The organism is Cellulosimicrobium sp. NPDC057127 (assembly GCF_042670945.1).
Classification (GTDB): domain Bacteria; phylum Actinomycetota; class Actinomycetes; order Actinomycetales; family Cellulomonadaceae; genus Cellulosimicrobium.
The window spans coordinates 167,515-185,163 of sequence record NZ_JBHUUP010000010.1; the positions used below are offsets into that span (position 1 = coordinate 167,515).

Annotated in this window: 13 protein-coding genes; 4 read left to right on the plus strand and 9 right to left on the minus strand. The window is 76.2% G+C overall.

Annotated features, from left to right (window positions below; all coding sequences use genetic code 11):
- From manA to ACFTZA_RS11855, 4 genes are read right to left on the minus strand one after another with little or no spacing between them, the layout of a single operon-like run.
- Entirely contained in the window at window positions 1-1,293 is a 1,293-nt protein-coding gene (manA, locus tag ACFTZA_RS11840) for a mannose-6-phosphate isomerase, class I (RefSeq protein WP_378194654.1), read from the minus strand.
- A 16-nt stretch (window positions 1,294-1,309) separates the two neighbouring features.
- Window positions 1,310-2,785, minus strand: a complete 1,476-nt coding sequence (locus tag ACFTZA_RS11845; protein WP_378194657.1) for an NCS2 family permease — start codon at window positions 2,783-2,785, stop codon at window positions 1,310-1,312.
- 49 nt (window positions 2,786-2,834) lie between these two features.
- On the minus strand, window positions 2,835-3,551 hold the full coding sequence (locus tag ACFTZA_RS11850) for a hypothetical protein (RefSeq protein WP_378194660.1): 717 nt from the start codon (window positions 3,549-3,551) through the stop codon (window positions 2,835-2,837).
- A gap of 19 nt (window positions 3,552-3,570) precedes the next feature.
- The gene (locus ACFTZA_RS11855) at window positions 3,571-5,088 is read right to left on the minus strand and encodes a sugar transferase (protein ID WP_378194662.1); all 1,518 of its coding nucleotides are present in this window, start codon (window positions 5,086-5,088) and stop codon (window positions 3,571-3,573) included.
- Window positions 5,089-5,532: 444 nt separating this feature from the next.
- On the opposite strand from ACFTZA_RS11855, the gene ACFTZA_RS11860 reads away from it, so the two are divergent.
- The gene (locus tag ACFTZA_RS11860; protein WP_378194665.1) at window positions 5,533-5,838 is read left to right on the plus strand and encodes a DUF2530 domain-containing protein; all 306 of its coding nucleotides are present in this window, start codon (window positions 5,533-5,535) and stop codon (window positions 5,836-5,838) included.
- 29 nt (window positions 5,839-5,867) lie between these two features.
- Here the strand turns inward: ACFTZA_RS11860 and ACFTZA_RS11865 are convergent, their stop codons facing one another.
- Genes ACFTZA_RS11865 through ACFTZA_RS11880 form a run of 4 tightly spaced genes read right to left on the minus strand, consistent with a single transcriptional unit; the run spans window position 5,868 to window position 11,025 of the window.
- A complete protein-coding gene (locus ACFTZA_RS11865; RefSeq protein ID WP_378194669.1) occupies window positions 5,868-9,023 on the minus strand; it encodes an ATP-binding protein in 3,156 nt (1,051 codons plus the stop codon).
- Window positions 9,020-9,853 carry a DUF3027 domain-containing protein gene (locus tag ACFTZA_RS11870; RefSeq protein ID WP_378194672.1) on the minus strand — a complete coding sequence of 278 codons (834 nt, stop codon included), beginning with the start codon at window positions 9,851-9,853 and terminating at the stop codon, window positions 9,020-9,022. The genes ACFTZA_RS11865 and ACFTZA_RS11870 overlap by 4 nt, the downstream gene beginning before the upstream one ends.
- A 2-nt stretch (window positions 9,854-9,855) precedes the next feature.
- A complete protein-coding gene (locus tag ACFTZA_RS11875; RefSeq protein WP_378194675.1) occupies window positions 9,856-10,239 on the minus strand; it encodes a cold-shock protein in 384 nt (127 codons plus the stop codon).
- Window positions 10,240-10,278: 39 nt separating this feature from the next.
- Window positions 10,279-11,025, minus strand: coding sequence for a TetR/AcrR family transcriptional regulator (locus ACFTZA_RS11880; protein ID WP_378194678.1), 747 nt, complete (start codon window positions 11,023-11,025; stop codon window positions 10,279-10,281).
- 119 nt (window positions 11,026-11,144) lie between these two features.
- Here ACFTZA_RS11880 and ACFTZA_RS11885 point away from each other — a divergent pair, with 119 nt between their 5' ends.
- The 3 genes from ACFTZA_RS11885 to ACFTZA_RS11895 are packed head-to-tail and all read left to right on the plus strand — an operon-like array spanning window position 11,145 to window position 16,358.
- Window positions 11,145-12,125 (plus strand): NAD-dependent epimerase/dehydratase family protein, encoded by a 981-nt coding sequence (locus ACFTZA_RS11885; RefSeq protein ID WP_378194681.1) that lies wholly within the window; start codon window positions 11,145-11,147, stop codon window positions 12,123-12,125.
- 38 nt (window positions 12,126-12,163) lie between these two features.
- Window positions 12,164-14,629 (plus strand): helicase-associated domain-containing protein, encoded by a 2,466-nt coding sequence (locus ACFTZA_RS11890; RefSeq protein ID WP_378194684.1) that lies wholly within the window; start codon window positions 12,164-12,166, stop codon window positions 14,627-14,629.
- A 40-nt stretch (window positions 14,630-14,669) separates the two neighbouring features.
- Window positions 14,670-16,358: a DNA repair helicase XPB gene (locus ACFTZA_RS11895; protein WP_378194688.1), complete on the plus strand. Its 1,689-nt coding sequence runs from the start codon at window positions 14,670-14,672 to the stop codon at window positions 16,356-16,358.
- Between the two features lie 132 nt (window positions 16,359-16,490).
- On the opposite strand, the gene ACFTZA_RS11900 is transcribed toward ACFTZA_RS11895, so the two are convergent.
- Entirely contained in the window at window positions 16,491-17,462 is a 972-nt protein-coding gene (locus tag ACFTZA_RS11900) for an endonuclease domain-containing protein (RefSeq protein ID WP_378194691.1), read from the minus strand.
- Between the last annotated feature and the right edge of the window lie 187 nt (window positions 17,463-17,649).

The window sequence follows — 17,649 nt, forward strand, 5'->3', positions numbered from 1 at the left end:
TCAGGGCACGTACGCCACGACGACCCGTCCGTCGCCCCGCACCGACAGCGGCCCCGCCGCGTGCGGCACGAACACCGACTCCCCCCGCCGCAGCAGCGCCTCGCCGTCGGCACCGGCGGCGAGCACGAGCTCCCCGGCGAGGTTCAGGACGACGCGCGGGCCGGCGTCCGGCAGGTCGACCGCGCCCCCGGGGAGCACCTCGCCCGCCCCCAGGGCGAACTCCGCGACCGGCGGCCGGTACGTCGTCAGGCCGGACGAGGCGTCCGCGACGACGCGCGGTCGGGCGGCCGGCCCGGGCTCGCACGTCGCGCACTCGAGGAGCGCGTCGACGTCGACCAGCTTGCTCGTGAGCCCGGCGCGCAGCACGTTGTCCGAGCTGGCCATGATCTCGACCGCGCACCCCGACAGGTACGCGTGCACGTGGCCGGACGGCACGAACATCGCCTCCCCGGGCTCGAGCGTCACGCGGTTGAGCATGAGGGACACGACGGCCCCCGGGTCGCCCGGGTGCTGCTCGGCGAGGGCGAGGACGGTCGAGTCGGCGCGCCGGGACCCGGCGCCCGGACCTGTGCCCGGACCTGTCCCCGCCGACCCCGCTCCGTGGCGGGCGCGGACCGCGGCGACGGTCCGCGCGAGGTCGTCCGCGACGTCGGGCTCGGTGCGGGCGTGCAGGGCGAGGGTGAACGCCTCGCGCACGCCGGCCTCGGTGGGCCGGGCGGCGAGCACGGTGCGCATCCGCGCGACGAGGTCGCCGTCGAGCCCGTCGAGGAGCTCGAGGACCCGTCTCGGGCGGCGGAAGCCGGACAGCCCGTCGAAGCGGGAGACCGCGACGACCATCTCCGGCTTGTGCTGGTCGTCGTGGAAGCTGCGCAGCGGCGAGTCGCGGGGCACGCCCTCACGGTTCTCGCGGTTGAAGCCGGCACGGGCACGGTGGGGGTGCGGGTGCACCTGCAGCGACAGCGCCCGCTCGGCCGCGAGCACCTTGAGCAGGAACGGCAGCCGCGGCCCGTACGTGTCGAGCACGCGCGCACCGAGCATCGCGACCGGCTGCGCTCGCACGAGGTCGAGCAGCGTGCCGGCGGCGTCGCCGCCGGACGAGGCACCGCCCACGCCGTCGAGGGGCACCGCGACGGAGGGGGCCGACGGGTGCGCCCCCATCCAGAGCTCTGCGGCCGGGCGCCCGTCGACCTCCAGCCCGAGGAGCTCCTGGATGGCCGACGTGGAGCCCCAGTCGTAGCGCTGGACGGAGTTGCGCAGGCGGAAGAACGCCACCTGCTCCCCGACCGTCGTCATGCCCGCGCGCACGGCCCTACAGGCCGAGCGCCTCCTGGATCGGTCCGAGCAGGAAGTACACGACGAACATCGCCGACGCGATCCACATGAGCGGGTGGATCGCGCGCACCTTGCCCAGCGCGAGCTTGATGAGGACGAAGGCGAGGAAGCCGGCGCCGATCCCGTCCGCGATCGAGTACGTGAACGGCATGACGACGATGGTGAGGAACGCCGGGATGGAGATCTCGACGTCGCGCCACGAGATGCCCGCGATCTGGGTCATCATGAGGAACCCGACGAACACGAGCGCGGGTGCCGCCGCCTCGTACGGCACGAGCGCGACGAGCGGCGACAGGAACGTCGCCAGCAGGAACGCGACGCCGGTCACCACGGACGCGAGGCCGGTCCGCGCGCCCTCGCCCGCGCCCGTCGTCGACTCCACGAAGCTCGTGTTCGACGAGACGGACCCCGCACCACCGGCGGCCGCCGCGAGCGAGTCGACGACGAGGATCGCGCGCGAGCGGGGCGGGGTGCCCTCGGCGTCGAGCAGCTTCGCCTCCGCGCCGACGGCGACCATCGTGCCCATCGTGTCGAAGAAGTCGGCGAGCAGCAGCGAGAAGACGAGCAGGATCACCGACACGGTCGCGATGTTCTGGAACGACCCCAGCAGCGAGAACTGGCCGATGAGGCCGAAGTCCGGGACCTGCGCGACGCCGTCGAACGTCGGCGCGTTGAGGTTGAAGCCGTTCGGGTTCGAGCCGTCGGGCGCCTTGGCGCCGATGCGCAGCGTGTTCTCCAGGACGACGGCGAGCGCGGTCGCCGTGAGCACCGCGATGAGCAGCGCGCCCTTGATCTTGCGCACCCACAGCACGATCGTCAGGACGAGACCCACGACGAACACGAGGATCGGCCACGTGCCGAGGTTGCCGAGCGCCAGGAGCGTGCCGCTGCCCGCGGTGACGAACCCGGCGTTGACGAGCCCGATGAGCGCGATGAAGAGGCCGATGCCGACGCTGATCGCCGTCTTCAGCTCGACCGGGACGGCCCGGAACACGGCCTCGCGGAAGCCGGTGAGCACGAGGACGAGGATGATCAGCCCCTCGATCACCACGAGCCCCATCGCGTCCGCCCAGGTGACGCCCGGCAGCGACGCGATCGAGTAGGCGACGACCGCGTTCAGGCCCAGCCCCGCGGCGAGACCGAGCGGGAAGTTGGCGAACACGCCCATCGCGACCGTCATGACGCCGGCGACGAGCGCCGTCGCGGCGGCGACCTTGCCGAGGTCCGGCTCCGCACCGCCGCCGAGGAACGCCCCCGTGCCGTCCTGCACCGTCCCGATGATGAGCGGGTTGAGGACGATGATGTAGGCCATCGCGAAAAACGTGACCAGGCCGCCGCGGACCTCGGTGCCGATGGTCGAGCCGCGCTCGGTGACCTTGAAGAACCGGTCGATCGCGTTCGGGGCGGGCGAGGACGCCCGCGCGTCCTCGCGGACGGAGCTGGGTGAGGGCATGGGGAGAATGCTGCCAGAGCGGCGTGTCCGCGTGGTAACGCGGTCCACGTCACGCGACGCCGGCGGTGGCGAGGGCCCGGTCGACGCCGGTGGGGCCGCTCGGCCGCAGCGGTGCCGCGAGGTCCCCGCCGAGGCGCTCGGCGGCCGCGAGGTCCGTCGTCCTGCGCTCCGTCCCGGCGGCCAGCTGCACGTGGTGCAGGGCGTCGAGGATCGCCGTCGCGCGCTCGCCCCGCGCTCCCGTCGGCACGCCGTACACGAGGCGGGCGGGGCGCAGGGTGTCGAGGACGGCATGCCCGGAGCGGTGCTCGTCCGGTACCCAGACGACCTCGGCGGGCACACCGTCCGCGGCGAGCCCGGCGGTGAGCCAGGCCGCCGTCCCGGGCGTCACGCGCTCGCGCCCCACCACGAGGTCGCCCGATCCGAGGTGCGGCGCGAGCACGTCCAGGGCGTCGACCACCGCGCGCGACCGTGCGTCGTCGTCCGCCCCCGTCGCGCCGACGTGCCCCGCGCCGCGTCCCGTGCACAGCAGGTGCACGCGCGAGCCGGCGACGGCGGTCCGGTCGCCGGTCACGCGCAGCCGGCCGCTGACGAGCGCGCGGGCGAGCAGCCGGCGCAGCCGGGGCTCAGCGGTGCCCGGGAGGCCCGCCCGGAGCGCACGGCGCGCCTCGACGTCCGACTCGAGCACGACGACCTCGTGGCCCGCGGCGGCCAGGCACGCCGCCTGCAGGACGCCGCGGCGCCCGCACCCGACGACGGAGACGCGCACGGTGCACCACCCCAGGACCTCAGTAGGCGCCGTGTCCGGAGAACACGGCCCGCGCGGTGCGGGCGAGGATGAGGAAGTCGCCGAAGAGGGTCCAGTTCTCGACGTAGTACACATCGAGACGCACGCTCTCCTCCCACGACAGGTCGGAGCGCCCGCCCACCTGCCACAGCCCGGTGAGGCCGGGCTTGACGAGGAGCCGACGACGCACCTTCTGCTCGTACTTCGCGACCTCGCGGGGCAGCGGCGGACGCGGACCGACCAGGCTCATGTCGCCGCGCAGCACGTTGAACAGCTGCGGCAGCTCGTCGAGCGAGTAGCGGCGCAGGACCCGCCCGACGGACGTCACGCGGGGGTCCTCGCGCATCTTGAACAGCGGGCCGGCGCCGTCGTTCTGCTCGACGAGCGTGGCCACCTCGCTGTCCGCCCCCGTGCGCATCGAGCGGAACTTGTACATCGGGAACGTGCGCCCGTTGCGACCCACGCGCTCCTGCCGGTAGAAGACGCCGCCGCGGCTGGTCAGCAGCACCGCGAGGGCGACGAGCACGAGCACGGGCAGCAGCAGGAACGTGAGCAGCGCCGCTCCCGACCAGTCCGCGACCGACTTCACGACGAAGCGCGGCCCGGTGAAGCGCGGGGCGTCGACGTGCAGGAGCGAGACGCTCTCGGCGGGTGTGATGGTGATGCGCGGGCCCGCGACGTCGGCGAGCTCGGCCGTGAGCATGAGGTCGACGCCGTACGGCTCGAGCTCCCACCCGAGCCGCCGCACGACCTCGGCCGTGATGGCGTCGGAGCCGGAGACGGCCACGATGTCCGCGCCCACGCGCGTCGCGACCTCGCCGGCCTGGCGCAGCTCGCCCAGCACCGGGACGCCGCGGATCTCCTCGCCGTTGGCGACGACGCCCGACGGGACGCACACGCCGACCACGCGGTAGCCGGACTCGTCGCGCCCGTTGAGGTCGCGGATGAGGCGCTCGGCCTGGTCACGGTGCCCGATCGCGAGCACGGCGGACCGCGCGAGCCCGTTCGCGCGCTGCCGGTGCAGCCACTGCCGCCACCCGTAGCGCCCGAGGAGCAGACCCCCCAGGCCGATGGGGAACGCGAACGCGAGGTAGCCGCGCGCCTCGGGGAAGCGCAGCAGGAACGCGAGCAGGGCGAGCACGGCGAAGAGCCGCCACGACGCGTCGAAGACGCGGTGGTACTCCGTCGGCCCGCTCCCCATGACCCGCAGGTCCCGGCTGCGCGACACGACGAGCGAGACCGACCACGCCAGCCCGACGAGGAGCGAGAGCACGACGTACGGGACCTGGACGTCGGGGCGCACGGGCTCTTCCGTGAACTGGTCCCAGCGCAGGAAGTAGGCGACGAGGACGGCGACGACGACGGCCAGCGAGTCCGTCAGGACGAGGCGGCGCCGGTACGCGACCTGCCAGCGACGGTCGTCGAACGCGGCGCGGACGGCGCGGACACGGGCTGCCGGAGAGGTGGCGAGGAGCGAGCGCAGGCCGCGCCGTGAGTCCTCGGTGACGCTGTGGGACATGCGTCCACCTCCGGTCTGATCAATCCCGTGCATGGCGACTCATCCTAGGGGCCAGAAGAGGGCTTCAATAGAGAATTGCTCAGGCTTTCACCCGGGTGAGATGGGAGAGGGTCGGACGGTCGTCCATGTGCTGACAACTGGCGGAATTGCAACGCTCGTACGAGCGGCTCGATGCGCAGCCAATGTCCTGGACGCTCGTCCAGACCGGAACCATTCCCGACGGTGGTGACCTGGTCGCCACGGCCTCGAGGGCGGGCGTTCACGCCGTGCGGGAGGTCACGCACGGGCGGCACGGAGGGGCCGTGGCAGGGCATCGGCGGTGCCGCGGCATCGTAGCGCGTCGCGCGACCGGCGGGTCGCCGGTCACACCATTGAGGATGACGGCCCTTCACCCTCTGTGACAGGGGTCACCGGGTGAAAAACGGGTGACGCTACGATGACCAGGTGCCCTCGACCGTCACGCTCCTGCTCCACCCCGAGCGGCGCCGTCCCGACCCACCGCCGCTGCGCGTCGACCTGAAGGTCGTGCTGCTCGCCGGCATGGCGCTGTGGGTGGTGGCCCTCCTCGTGTGCGCCGTGCTGCTCATGACGGGCGCGCTCGGACCGCGCGCGGTCGCGACCTGTGCCGCCGGGCTCGTGCTCGGTCTGGCAGGTCTCTGGTGGGAGAAGGGGCACCGCGCCGAGTACCGGGCCGGGACCTCCGAGTTCCCCTCAGCCCGGCTCCGCGGCCACGACGGCGCGCGTCCCTGACACGACCGGCCGTCGCCGTCGCGCGGCCGTCAGCCCTCGGTGTCGTCCCAGACCGCCCGGGCGATCACCCCGTCCACCGCGTCCGGCTCGCGCAGGACCTCGGCGAGCACGTGCCGCAGGCCGAAGCGCCCCGCCGCGGCGGCGAGCGCCTCCGCGAGCGAGCCCTCGTCCGTGGCGTGCACCTGCGCGTCCTCTCCCGGTCCGACGACCCACCATGGCACCGCGACGCCCTCGACACGCAGCTCCGCGTGCCGGGACCACGTCACGGGCAGGCCCGGGACGACCCGTCCGACGGAGGCCGTGACCGCGCACGTCGACCCGTCGGCGTCGGGCGCCCCGGCCTCCGGCGGGACGGCGAGGTCCAGCAGGTCGGCCACGTCCTCGACGAGCCCGGCGGGCGCCGGGACCACCGGCCGCAGCGGCGACCACATCGCGTCGGCCGCGACGACGGCGTCCTCCGCGTCGGCCACCGCGACCGCGCTCCCCAGGCTCAGGGCGGGCACCCGGTCCGGCGCGGGGTCGAGCACCTCCCCGCGTGCCGCGAGCCCGGCGAGCGCCCGCCACACGGCGACGGCGTGCTCCGCGGGGAACGCCGAGCCGGCCGGCGGGAGGCGGTCGAGCAGGTCGGGCCACTCGTCGGCGCCGACGTCCGCGAGGTCGCGCACGCCGCCGAGCGCGACGAGCACCGCCTCGTCGAGGCCGTCCACCTCGGCCGGCGCCTGGCGCAGGACGGGCACGTCGCCGAGCGCGAACGCCCCGCCGAGCTCCTCGCGCAGCCACCACGCGGTGTACGGGAGTGCCGAACGCCCCGTGCCCGCCGCTCGCACCGGCTCCAGGAGCGCGCCACGCGTCACCGGGTCCGCGGCGAGCGCGTGCAGCACCTCGGGCCACGCGTCGTCCGCGACGGCGTCGAGGTCGGGGACGGCCACGACCTCGCCCACGTGGACGCCGGAGCCGAGCGCGCCCGCGAGGTGCTCGAGGTACGCGGTCCAGCCGGACAGCCAACCCTCCGGCGCGTGGGCGTCGAGATCGGGCTCCTCGCCGTGCTGCGGCGTGAGGACGTCGCGCACCCGCAGCGCGGCCGGCCCGGCCGCGACGCCCAGAGCCCGCAGCACCCGCTCGCCCCAGCGCTGAGCGACCGCGGGCTCGACGAGGCCGACGTCGAGGACGCGCGCCGCCCACGATCCCGGGAGGGCGAGGGAGCGCGCCGGCGAGCGGTCGCCGTCGGCGGTCGGCAGCGGCAGCTCGCCCCACCAGAACGGGGCCTCGTCGAGGCCGTCCGCGACGGCCGCGGCGACCAGCGCGAGCAGGCTCTCGACCTGGACGCGGTCGCCGCCGCCGCCGTCGGTGCCGTCGTCGCCGTCGGTGCCGTCGTCGCCGCCGTCGACGTCGTGGCCCTCGGCCGCCTCCGCGGCCGCGAGCACACGCTCGCGCACGGCCGGGTCCTCGACAACCGCCCGCAGGTCCGCCCTCCGGGCACCGAGCCGTTCGAGGAGCGGGTGCGCGGCCGCCGGGTCGACGACGCGCAGGCCGAGGGCGGCGACGTCGTCGGCGGCGAGCGCCGGGGCGCCGCCCGGCCGGCCCTGCGCCGCCGGCAGCGCGTCGAGGAGCAGGAGGCCACGCGCGCCGCGGACTGTGCGGCCGTCGGCGAGCGGGACCGGCACCGCGGCCAGAGCCTCGAGCACCCCGCGGTCCGCCGCGTGCGGGGCGAGCGCGGCGTAGAGTTCATGCCAGTGCGCAGCGCCGCCGGCGACGGGCAGCACGTCGACGACGTCCGCCAGCTCGAGCAGCTCCACGCCGAGCGCGCGCGCGACGGCGAGCAGGCGTCGCGGCACGACGACGAGGTCGGGCACGCCGAGCGCGTCGCGGACGCGCGGGTCGGCCCCGACGTCGCCCACGAGCACCCGCGCCTGGTCGGGGCGCACGAGCCGGGTCGGGGCGCCGGCCGCGGGCACGGGCAGGAGCGGCGTGCGGCGCAACGCGTCGACGGCCGCCTCACGGACGAGGGCGTCGACCGCGCCACCCGGCAGGCCGGTGGGCACGAGGTCCAGCACCTCGACGCCGCGCTCGCGCGCGACGGCCGCGAGGAGCTCGGCGTACGCCTCGCCGGCACGCCGCGCGACGTGCTCGGTCAGCGCGCCGGGGACGACGTGGCGCCGTGACGGCTCGAGCGCGAACGACCCGAGCAGCAGCGCGGGGAAGGTCGACGGCTCGTCGGTCGGCGTCGGCGCGTGCACCACGCGCAGGTCCGCGGCCCCCAGCCGGTCGTCGTCGTCCGGCCAGGGCGCGGTGTCCGGGCGCGGCAGGGCCCACACGACCGACCAGCGGTCCCGGCCGCGCTCCTCGACCGGCCGGTCCCCGAGGAGGGCCGGGTCGAGCCGGCCGTCGCGCCGCACGACCGTCCACCGCTCGGCGACGTCCACGACGCGCCGCACGCCTCCGGCGCCGTCGTCCACGACCACCTCGCCGAGCGCGGGCAGGGCGAGCAGGAGCGCGTCGCCCACCTCCTCGAGCTCGGCGCGCACCGCGGCGAGCGCGGCATCGTCGCGCAGCTCGACCTCGACGACCGTGCCGTAGCCGTCAGGGACGTCGACCGCCGCGGGGAAGGGCAGACGCAGGACGGGCAGCCGGTCGCCGCGCCGCGCGACCTCCGCCGCGAGCGCGGGGACGTCACCGACCGCGTCGTCGAGAGCGGCCCGCGTCCGCGCGAGCGAGAACCCGACGGCGCGCTCCCCCGCACCGATCCGGACGTCGTCCGCGACGGAGCGCAGGGCGGCGAACCCGACGCCGAAGCGCCCGACCCGCGTGCTGCCGGCCGCGCGGTGGTCGCCGTCGGGCTCGTGGGCCGGCGGGGTCGTCTCGGCCGTCGCCGACGCGCGCATCGCGGCGAGCGACGCGACGCCTGCCGCATCGAGCGGCGCACCGGTGTTCGCGGCACGCAGCACCCACCGGTCCCCCGGGCTCGTCGGGGCGCGCAGCGCGAGGCGCAGCCGACCCGGCACGCCCGCGCGGGCCGCGGCGTCGGCGGCGTTCTGGGCCAGCTCGACGACGACCCGCCCGCGGTAGGAGCCGTGGGCGTGGTCCTCCTCGGTGTTCGCGTCCTCGCGCAGCCGCGTGGGCGAGGACCGCCAGGCCTCCAGGACGGCGCGCCGCAGCGCCGCGGTCCCGAGGGCGTCGGGCGTCACGCCCCGGGCTCGTCCGCGGGGTCGGTGGCGGCGGCCGCCTCGAGGATCGAGACGACCTCGACGTGCAGCTCGTCGATCAGCGGCTCCGCGTCGGGCCACTCGCTCGGCGGCTGCTCGGCGTCCGTCTCGGAGTGCGCACCGCAGCCGTGGTCGAGGCTGACGACCTTGCCGTCGTCGGGCGACCACTCGTTCGCGCACACGCCGAAGACCTGCCCGAGCGCGCCCTGCAGCGGCACGAGGAAGCCGCACGAGCCGCAGTCGGCGCTCGAGGCGACGGCGCCGCGCGCCGTCGGGCCGCGCGAGCCGCGGTACCACCGCTCGGCGGCCTCGTCCCGGCCGCGGGGGGACAGCACGCGGGCGCGCGCGAGCGCGAGCTCCTCGATCGCGACGGCGTCCTGCTCCTCGTCGCCCGTCGGGGTCCAGCCGGGCTCGAGGCGGGGGTCGTCGGCGCGGAACGGCAGCACGTCCCCCGGCCCGACGTCGCCCGGGCGCAGGCGCTCGGACCACGGCAGCCAGTCCGGCGGCAGCAGCGCACCGTCGCCGGGCAGGAGCGCGACCTCGCACACCGTGGCCGTCCGGCCCCGCGGCACGCGGGCGAGCGTGACCGTCCACTGCCAGCCCGAGTAGCCGCGCAGCGTGCACGCGAACCGGTGCGAGATGAGCCGGTCGGCCTCCGCGACGGTGCCGAGGTGCTCCCCGACGTCCTCCGCGCGGTCGGCGACCTCTTCCGCCGCGGCGCGGGCGAGGTCGACGGCACCCGTGAGGACGGCGTCGCGCGCGGCGCGGGCGGACACCCCGCGCACGCGTCCCTCGGCGGCTGCGACGGTCATGCTCAGGCCTCGATCTCGTCCGCGACCGCGCGCAGCACCGCGGCGACCTTCGTGGCCTTGCTCTTGTCCGGGTAGCGGCCGCGGCGCAGGCCGCCGCCCATCCCGTCGAGCTCCTTGATGAGGTCCTCCACGATCACGGCCATCTGCTCCGCAGGGCGGCGCTTCGCCTTCACCACCGACGGCGCCGGGTCCAGGACGGTGACCGCGAGGGCCTGGGGGCCGCGGCGGCCGTCGGCCACGCCGAAGTCGACCCGGGCGCCGGGCTTGGGCGCGGGCGCGCCGGCCGGGAGCGCGGACGCGTGCAGGAAGACCTCGCCGCCGTCGTCGGCGGCGATGAAGCCGAAGCCGCGCTCGGTGTCGAACCACTTGACCTTGCCGGTGGGCACGTGGACCTCGTTCGTGCTCGAAGGGACAGGACCCCCAGGTTACCGGCCGTCCCGGGCAGGCGTCGCATCCGCTGCCCGGACGATCCCGAGGTCGGCGCCGAGGCGCTGCGCGACGGCGTCGAACCACCGTGCGTGATCGGTCACCGTGTTGTCGAGGTGGCCGAACAGCTCGAAGGAGACCGTGCCGAACAGGGTCGTCCAGGCCGTCAGCGTGCGCACGACGCTCTCGGTCGGCGCGTCCGGGCCGACCAGCCCGTGCGCCTCGACGTAGGCGCGGGCCGGCCCGACCAGCGCGGTGGCGTCGTCCGCGCCCGGGGGCGCCGGGAGAGGCCGCGCACCGCGGGCCCACGCGTCACCCACGACGCGGACGAGCACGCGCACGACGCGCGTGGCGGGCTCGACGGTGTCGCGCGGCGCGGCGTACCCGGGCACGGGCGTCCCGTAGAGGAGCGCGAAGTCCCCGGGGCGCGCGACGCACCACGCCCGCAGGGCCCGGCACGCCGCCGCCCAGCGACCCTCGACGTCGTCCCGCGCGACCGCGGCCTCCGCCTCCTCGACGGCGGCGCCCAGCTCGTCGTAGCACTCGACGAGGAGCGCGGTGAGGAGCGCGTCGCGACTCGGGAAGTAGCGGTAGACGGCGGAGGACACCATGCCGACGTCGCGGGCGACGGCACGCAGCGAGAGCTCGGCGGGACCGGCGGTCGCGAGCCGGGCGCGGGCGGCGTCGACGATCTCGCGCGTCAGCGTCTCGCGCGCCAGGGCGCGGGCGGTGCGGGGGGCGGCCATGCGTCACAGCGTCGCAGCAGAGATCGCCGCACACAAACGAGAGCACTGCTCTTGCCATGCCGTCGTCCCGGTGGCACGCTGGGTGGAGTGAGAGCACCGCTCTCGGAACGGAGACCTCCATGACCACGCACTCGCGGGACCGCCACCTCGTCGTCGGGGCCGGCCCTGTCGGCACGGCCGTCGCCGCACTCCTCGCCGCTCGCGGTTCGGACGTCACGGTCGCCACGCGCAGCGGCCGCGACACCGGCGTCGTCGGCGTACGCCACGTCGCGCTGGACGCGTCCGACGCCGACGCGCTCGCCCGCGCCGCCCAGGGCGCCGACGTCCTCTACAACTGCGCGAACCCCGGTGACTACACGCAGTGGGAACGGGTGTGGCCGCCGCTGGCCGCGTCGCTGCTCGCCGCGGCCGAGCGCAGCGGTGCCGTCTACGCGATCACCGGCAACCTGTACCCGTACGGCCCCGTCGACGGGCCGATGACGGAGGACCTGCCCGACGCCGCGACCGACCACAAGGGCGTCCTGCGAGCCCGGCTCTGGGCCGACGCGCTCGCCGCCCACCGCGCCGGTCGCGCCCGCGTCGTGGAGGTCCGCAGCTCCGACTTCATGGGCCCGGGCGTCGGGGCCAACGGCCACGTGTCGCGCGTGGTCCCCGCCGCGGCCCGCGGCCGGGCCGTGCGCATGATCGGGCGGACCGACCTGCCGCACTCCTTCACCGACGTGCACGACGCGGCGCGCACCCTCGTGGCGGCCGCCGCCGACCCGGGCGCGCACGGCCGGACGTGGCACACCCCGAGCAACGCCCCGCGCACGCAGGAGCAGGCGCTGACGGACGTGCTCGCGAGCGTGGACCTGCCGCCGGTGCGCGTGCGGTCGCTGCGCGGTGCGGGCCTCGCCGCCGCCGCGCTGGTGTCGCCGCTGCTGCGGGAGCTGCGCGAGCTCGCCTACCAGTGGGAGCGGCCCTACGTGCTCGACGACTCCGCCGCGCGGGCCCGGTTCGGCATCGAGCCGATCCCCTGGGACGAGGTCTGCCGCCGCACCGCCACGAACCGCGACCGGGACGGCGCCGCGCGACCGACCGGTGCGCCCCCGCGCACGTAGGCGTCCCGGGGTGCCCGTGCCCGCGTAGCATCGAACGGATGGCCACCTCCACCCCCGGACGGTCCGCGTCGTTCAGCGACACGCTGCGGTCGAGCGACGACGCGCGGCTCGTCGCGCTGCTGACGCGCCGCCCCGACCTGGCCACGCCGTCGCCCTCGACGTTGCTCTCGCTCGCCGCGCGCGCGTCGAGCCGCACGAGCCTGGAGCGCGCGCTGGCCGCGCTGACGGCGTTCGAGCTCGAGGTGCTCGAGGCCGTGCTCGTGCTGGACCCGGTGGGCGGCCCGTCGACCTCGCGCGCCGTCGAGCGCGCGCTCGGCCTCGACGCCGTGCCGTCGCCCCGAGGCCCGGCCTCGGCGCCCGACGAGGGCGCCGCGGCCCGGGCGCTCGGCGCGCTCGAGGAGGCGGCGCTGGTCTGGGCACCCGACCCCGCAGCGCCGGACGCGCGACGCGCGGCACCGGGCGTCGCCGAGATCCTCGGCCCCTTCCCCGCGGGCCTCGGCCCCGCGACGGGTGCCACCGACGTCGCCGTCCCGGTCACCGACGACGCCCCACCCGGCGCGGCGGCCATCCTCGACGCCCTCGCGTGGGGACCGCCGGTGGGGGTCGCCCCGCGCTCGGACCCCGCGGCACGCCGGGCCGTCGCGTGGCTCCTCGACCACGGGCTGCTCCAGTCGACGGACGACCGCCACGTCGTCCTCCCGCGGGAGGTCGGGCTCGCGCTGCGCGGCGGTCGCACGCACCGCGACGTGCACCCCGCCGCGCCGGTCCCCGACGTGCGCGAGATCCCGGCGGCGACCGTCGACGCGGAGTCCGCGAGCGCCGGGATCGAGCTCGTCCGCCTCGTCGCCCGGCTCCTGTCGACGTGGCAGCAGGACCCGCCGGGCGTCCTGCGCGCCGGCGGGCTCGGGGTGCGCGAGCTGCGGCGCACCGCGACGGCGCTGGAGGTGGACGACGCGACCGCGGCCGTGGTCGTGGAGCTGGCCGCTGCCGCCGGGCTCGTGTCCGACGACGGCGACGACCCGCCGTCGTTCACGGTGACGCCCGCGGCCGAGGACTGGCTGGACGACGCGCTGGGCGACCGGTGGGCCGCGCTCGCGCGCGGGTGGTGGCGCTCGCGCCGCACACCGTGGCTCGTGGGCAGCCGGGACGAGAAGGGGGCGCTGCGCGCCGCGCTGGACCCCGAGCTGTGGCGGCCGTGGGTGCCGCGACTGCGCGCCGCGGTGCTCGACGTCCTCGCGAGCCTCCCGGGCCACGGCCCCGGTGCGGACGGCGTGGTCGAGGTGCTGCGCTGGCGCACGCCGCGGTCGGTGCCGCCCGAGCAGGCCGTGGCGGGGCTGCTGCGCGAGGCGGGTCTGCTGGGCGTCACCGGTGCTGGTGCGCTGTCGGGCCCGGGACGCGCGCTGCTCGACGCGTCGCGACCTGGCGCGACGGGTGCGGACGGGGTCGACCTGGGCGCGGCGTTCGAGGCCGTGCTGCCGCCAGAGGTCGACGAGGTGCTGCTCCAGGGCGACCTCACGGGGATCGTCCCGGGGCGCCCGTCGCACGCGCTGGAACGGCTCGTGGAGGTCGCGGCGGACGTCGAGTCCCGCGGCGCCGCGACGACGGTCCGGTTCACCGCCGAGTCCGTGGTCCGCGCGCTCGACCACGGCCGCACGGCCGACGAGCTGCTCGCCGAGCTCGCCGCGCACTCGCGCGCCCCGGTCCCCCAGCCGCTCGAGTACCTCGTGCGCGACGCCGCGCGCCGGCACGGCCGCGTCCGGGTGGGCACGGCGTCGAGCTACGTGCGCGCGGAGGACCCGGCTCTCCTCGCCGGGCTCGCCGAGGCGTCGGCGCTGCGGCACCTGGGGCTCGTGCGGCTCGCCCCGACGGTGCTCGTGGCCGCCGTGCCCGCCGCGGAGCTGCAGGCGGCGCTGCGCGGGCGCGGCGTGGTGTCGGCCGTCGAGGGCCCGGACGGGCGCGTGGTCGTGGCCGACGGCGGTGCACGCCGCCCTGCCGTGACCGCCGGCCGCACAGTCGTCGGGCGACGGCGCACCCGGCCTCTGCCCGGGGCGGGTCCGGACGACTCCCCCGCGGCGGCCGACGGGCGCGCCGTCCGCTACGCCGAGCTCGTCGCACGCCTGCGGGCGGCGGACGCGGCCGCGGGCGGAGCCGGTGACGCCGCCCCGTCCTCCGGCGCCGACGGTGCGTCAGGGCGCGAGGGCGGCAGCCCGTCGTCGGGCGGCTCGCCTGCCGTGTCCGCGGCACCGTCCGGGAGCGCCGCGGCCGGGACGTCGCCCGGAACAACGGACCCCGGCGCGGCGTTGGGGCTCCTGCGCGAGGCGATCGCGGACGCGTCGATGGTCTGGCTCGAGGTCGTCGGCCCGGCGGGGTCGCCGACGCGGCGGCTGGTGCGGCCGCTGACCCTCGACGGCGGACGGCTGCGCGCGCAGGACCCGGCGCGGGACGCGGAGCTGACCGTGGCGGTGCACCGCATCGCGTCCGTGAGCCCGGCACCGTCCGGCTGACCCGCGACCAGGGTCCACCCCCCGGCGAAGAAGGAGACGCATGACCGACGGCCCCCTCATCGTGCAGAGCGACAAGTCGCTGCTGCTCGAGGTCGACCACCCGCGCGCGGACGACGCGCGCCGCGCCATCGCGCCGTTCGCCGAGCTCGAGCGCGCCCCCGAGCACGTGCACACCTACCGGCTGACGCCGCTCGGGCTGTGGAACGCGCGCGCCGCGGGCCACGACGCCGAGCAGGTCGTCAACACGCTCATCGAGTACTCGCGGTACCCGGTGCCGCACGCGCTGCTCATCGACGTCGCGGAGACGATGTCGCGCTACGGGCGGCTCACGCTCGCGCAGCACCCGGTGCACGGGCTCGTGCTCGAGGCGACCGACCGCGCGGTGCTCGCCGAGGTGCTCAAGTCCAAGCGCACCGCGGGCCTCGTGGGCGAGCGCATCGACGAGACCACCGTCGTCGTCCACCCGTCCGAGCGTGGCCACCTCAAGCAGGTGCTCGTCAAGCTCGGCTGGCCCGCCGAGGACCTCGCCGGCTACGTCGACGGCGAGAAGCACGACATCGCGCTCAGCCCCACGACGCCGCCGCGCACCGAGGGCGAGGAGCCGAAGCCCTGGGAGATGCGCCCCTACCAGGCGCAGGCCGTGGACGGGTTCTGGCACGGCGGCAGCGGCGTCGTCGTGCTGCCCTGCGGCGCCGGCAAGACGATCGTCGGCGCGGGCGCCATGGCGAAGTCGGGCACCACGACGCTGATCCTCGTGACGAACACGGTGAGCGCGCGGCAGTGGCGCGACGAGCTCGTGCGCCGCACCACGCTCACCGAGGACGAGATCGGCGAGTACTCGGGCGCGCGCAAGGAGATCAAGCCCGTCACGATCGCCACGTACCAGGTGCTGACGACCAAGCGGAAGGGCGTCTACCCGCACCTCGAGCTGCTCGACGCGCGCGACTGGGGCCTCGTCGTCTACGACGAGGTCCACCTGCTGCCCGCGCCCATCTTCCGCATGACGGCCGACCTGCAGGCACGCCGGCGGCTCGGCCTCACCGCGACGCTCGTGCGCGAGGACGGCCGGGAGGACGAGGTCTTCTCCCTCATCGGCCCCAAGCGCTACGACGCGCCGTGGAAGGACATCGAGGCGCAGGGGTACATCGCGCCCGCCGACTGCGTCGAGGTGCGCCTCACGCTCCCCGAGTCGGAGCGCATGACGTACGCCGTCGCGGAGCCCGAGGACCGGTACCGGCTCGCGGCGACGGCGTCGGGCAAGAACCGGGTCGTCGAGGAGATCGTCGCGCAGCACCCGGACGACCAGGTGCTCGTCATCGGCCAGTACCTCGACCAGCTCGAGGAGCTGTCCGAGCACCTGGACGCGCCGCTCATCACGGGCGCGACGACGGTCCGCGAGCGCCAGCGCCTGTTCGACGCGTTCCGGTCGGGCGAGATCTCCCGGCTCGTCGTGTCCAAGGTCGCGAACTTCTCCATCGACCTGCCCGAGGCGTCCGTCGCGATCCAGGTGTCGGGCTCGTTCGGCTCGCGCCAGGAGGAGGCCCAGCGCCTTGGCCGCGTCATGCGCCCCAAGGCCGACGGCCGCACGGCGCACTTCTACGCCGTCGTCGCGCGCGACACCGTGGACCAGGACTTCGCCGCCCACCGGCAGCGCTTCCTGGCGGAGCAGGGGTACGCCTACCGCATCGTCGACGCGGAGGACCTGGGCATCTCGGACACCGCGCAGTAGAGGGTCGACGCCACCCGGCAGCCGCCGAGAAGCGGATCCGCGCCCCACAATCGGCCCGATCGGGGGCGCCGATCCACTTCTCGGCGCAGCCGGGTGGGATCGAGTCGGCCGGCTCGATCGATGCGCAGCCGGTCAGCGCGCAGGAGTGCGCTCGCGCAGCGCCGCTCGCACCCGCTGGACGAGCCGCTCCGGATGCCGGTACACGTCGTCCGCGGTCACCACGAACACCCGCCAGCCGAGCGCCTCGAGCGCCTGCTTGCGCGCGATGTCCCGGAGCCACGTGCGGCGGTCGGTGCGGTGCACGTCGCCGTCGTACTCGACGGCGATCCTCTGCTCGAGGTACGTCATGTCCGGCATCGCGACGAACCGGCCCTGCGCGTCGAGGACGGGCACGTTGACGCGGGGCGACGGCAGACCGGCGTGGACCAGCAGGAGGCGTGCGCGGGTCTCCATGCAGGAGTCCGTGCCCGCGCGGGCGAGCGTCAACGCGACGCGCATGCGGGCGAGGCCGCGCGTTCCCCTAAGCGTCTCGACGACGGTCCGCCGGAGGGCGTCGAGGCTCGACAGCGGCCGCTTGCGACGCAGCAGCGCGTCCGCGAGCACCACCACCTCGTCCGGCGGCAGGGTGCCCGCGAGCTGTAGCCACGTGTGCTCGGGTGTCACGACCGGCAGTCCGTCGACACGGGAGACCGGCAGCACGGGTGCCGCGTAGGTGTGGCTCACGATGCCGGCTCGTCGCGGAACGACTGCGCGTACCGGCACGGTGAGGTGGACGCGGTCGTCCGCGTCGAGCCGTCGGGGCAGGTCGGCGCCGTGCGCGCGCAGGGCGGTGGAGTGGCTCAGCGCAGACCCGGCCGGCGCCACGAGCAGCGCGGCCTCCGCTCGCGCGCGCAGGTCCGTGGCGAGGTGCGCCGGGAGCCGTACGCCCGGCGTCGGGATCGCGAAACGCGGATGTCGCATGGCCTTCGGGGACAGACCCGCCTCCCGGCCGTGCGCGGTCGTGAACGCCCGGTCGACGAGGAGCGGACCAGGGGACGTCGTCAGGCGGGAGGTCGCTTTTCGCGCGTCGTGGCCGTCGCGCCGGGAGGAGTCGTCGTCGAGCACGGGCCGAGCATCGGGCCTGCGCGGCCTCCCATGACCTCCGTGCCACCAACGCTGTGGACGGTGCTCGGACGCCCGCCGCCTGTGGACGCGCACGCGGCGTCGGCGAGGTGGGTGCAGCAGGAGGCCCCGCAACACGCCACACCCGTCGAGAAGTGGATCCGCGCCCCGACATCGCGCGATATCGGGG

Coding starts and splice junctions, on each gene's coding strand:
- manA (WP_378194654.1), bottom strand. CDS start 1,293: ATGACGACGGTCGGGGAGCAGGTGGCGTTCTTCCGCCTGCGCAACTCC.
- ACFTZA_RS11845 (WP_378194657.1), bottom strand. CDS start 2,785: ATGCCCTCACCCAGCTCCGTCCGCGAGGACGCGCGGGCGTCCTCGCCC.
- ACFTZA_RS11855 (WP_378194662.1), bottom strand. CDS start 5,088: ATGTCCCACAGCGTCACCGAGGACTCACGGCGCGGCCTGCGCTCGCTC.
- ACFTZA_RS11870 (WP_378194672.1), bottom strand. CDS start 9,853: ATGACCGTCGCAGCCGCCGAGGGACGCGTGCGCGGGGTGTCCGCCCGC.
- ACFTZA_RS11880 (WP_378194678.1), bottom strand. CDS start 11,025: ATGGCCGCCCCCCGCACCGCCCGCGCCCTGGCGCGCGAGACGCTGACG.
- ACFTZA_RS11885 (WP_378194681.1), top strand. CDS start 11,145: ATGACCACGCACTCGCGGGACCGCCACCTCGTCGTCGGGGCCGGCCCT.
- ACFTZA_RS11890 (WP_378194684.1), top strand. CDS start 12,164: ATGGCCACCTCCACCCCCGGACGGTCCGCGTCGTTCAGCGACACGCTG.
- ACFTZA_RS11895 (WP_378194688.1), top strand. CDS start 14,670: ATGACCGACGGCCCCCTCATCGTGCAGAGCGACAAGTCGCTGCTGCTC.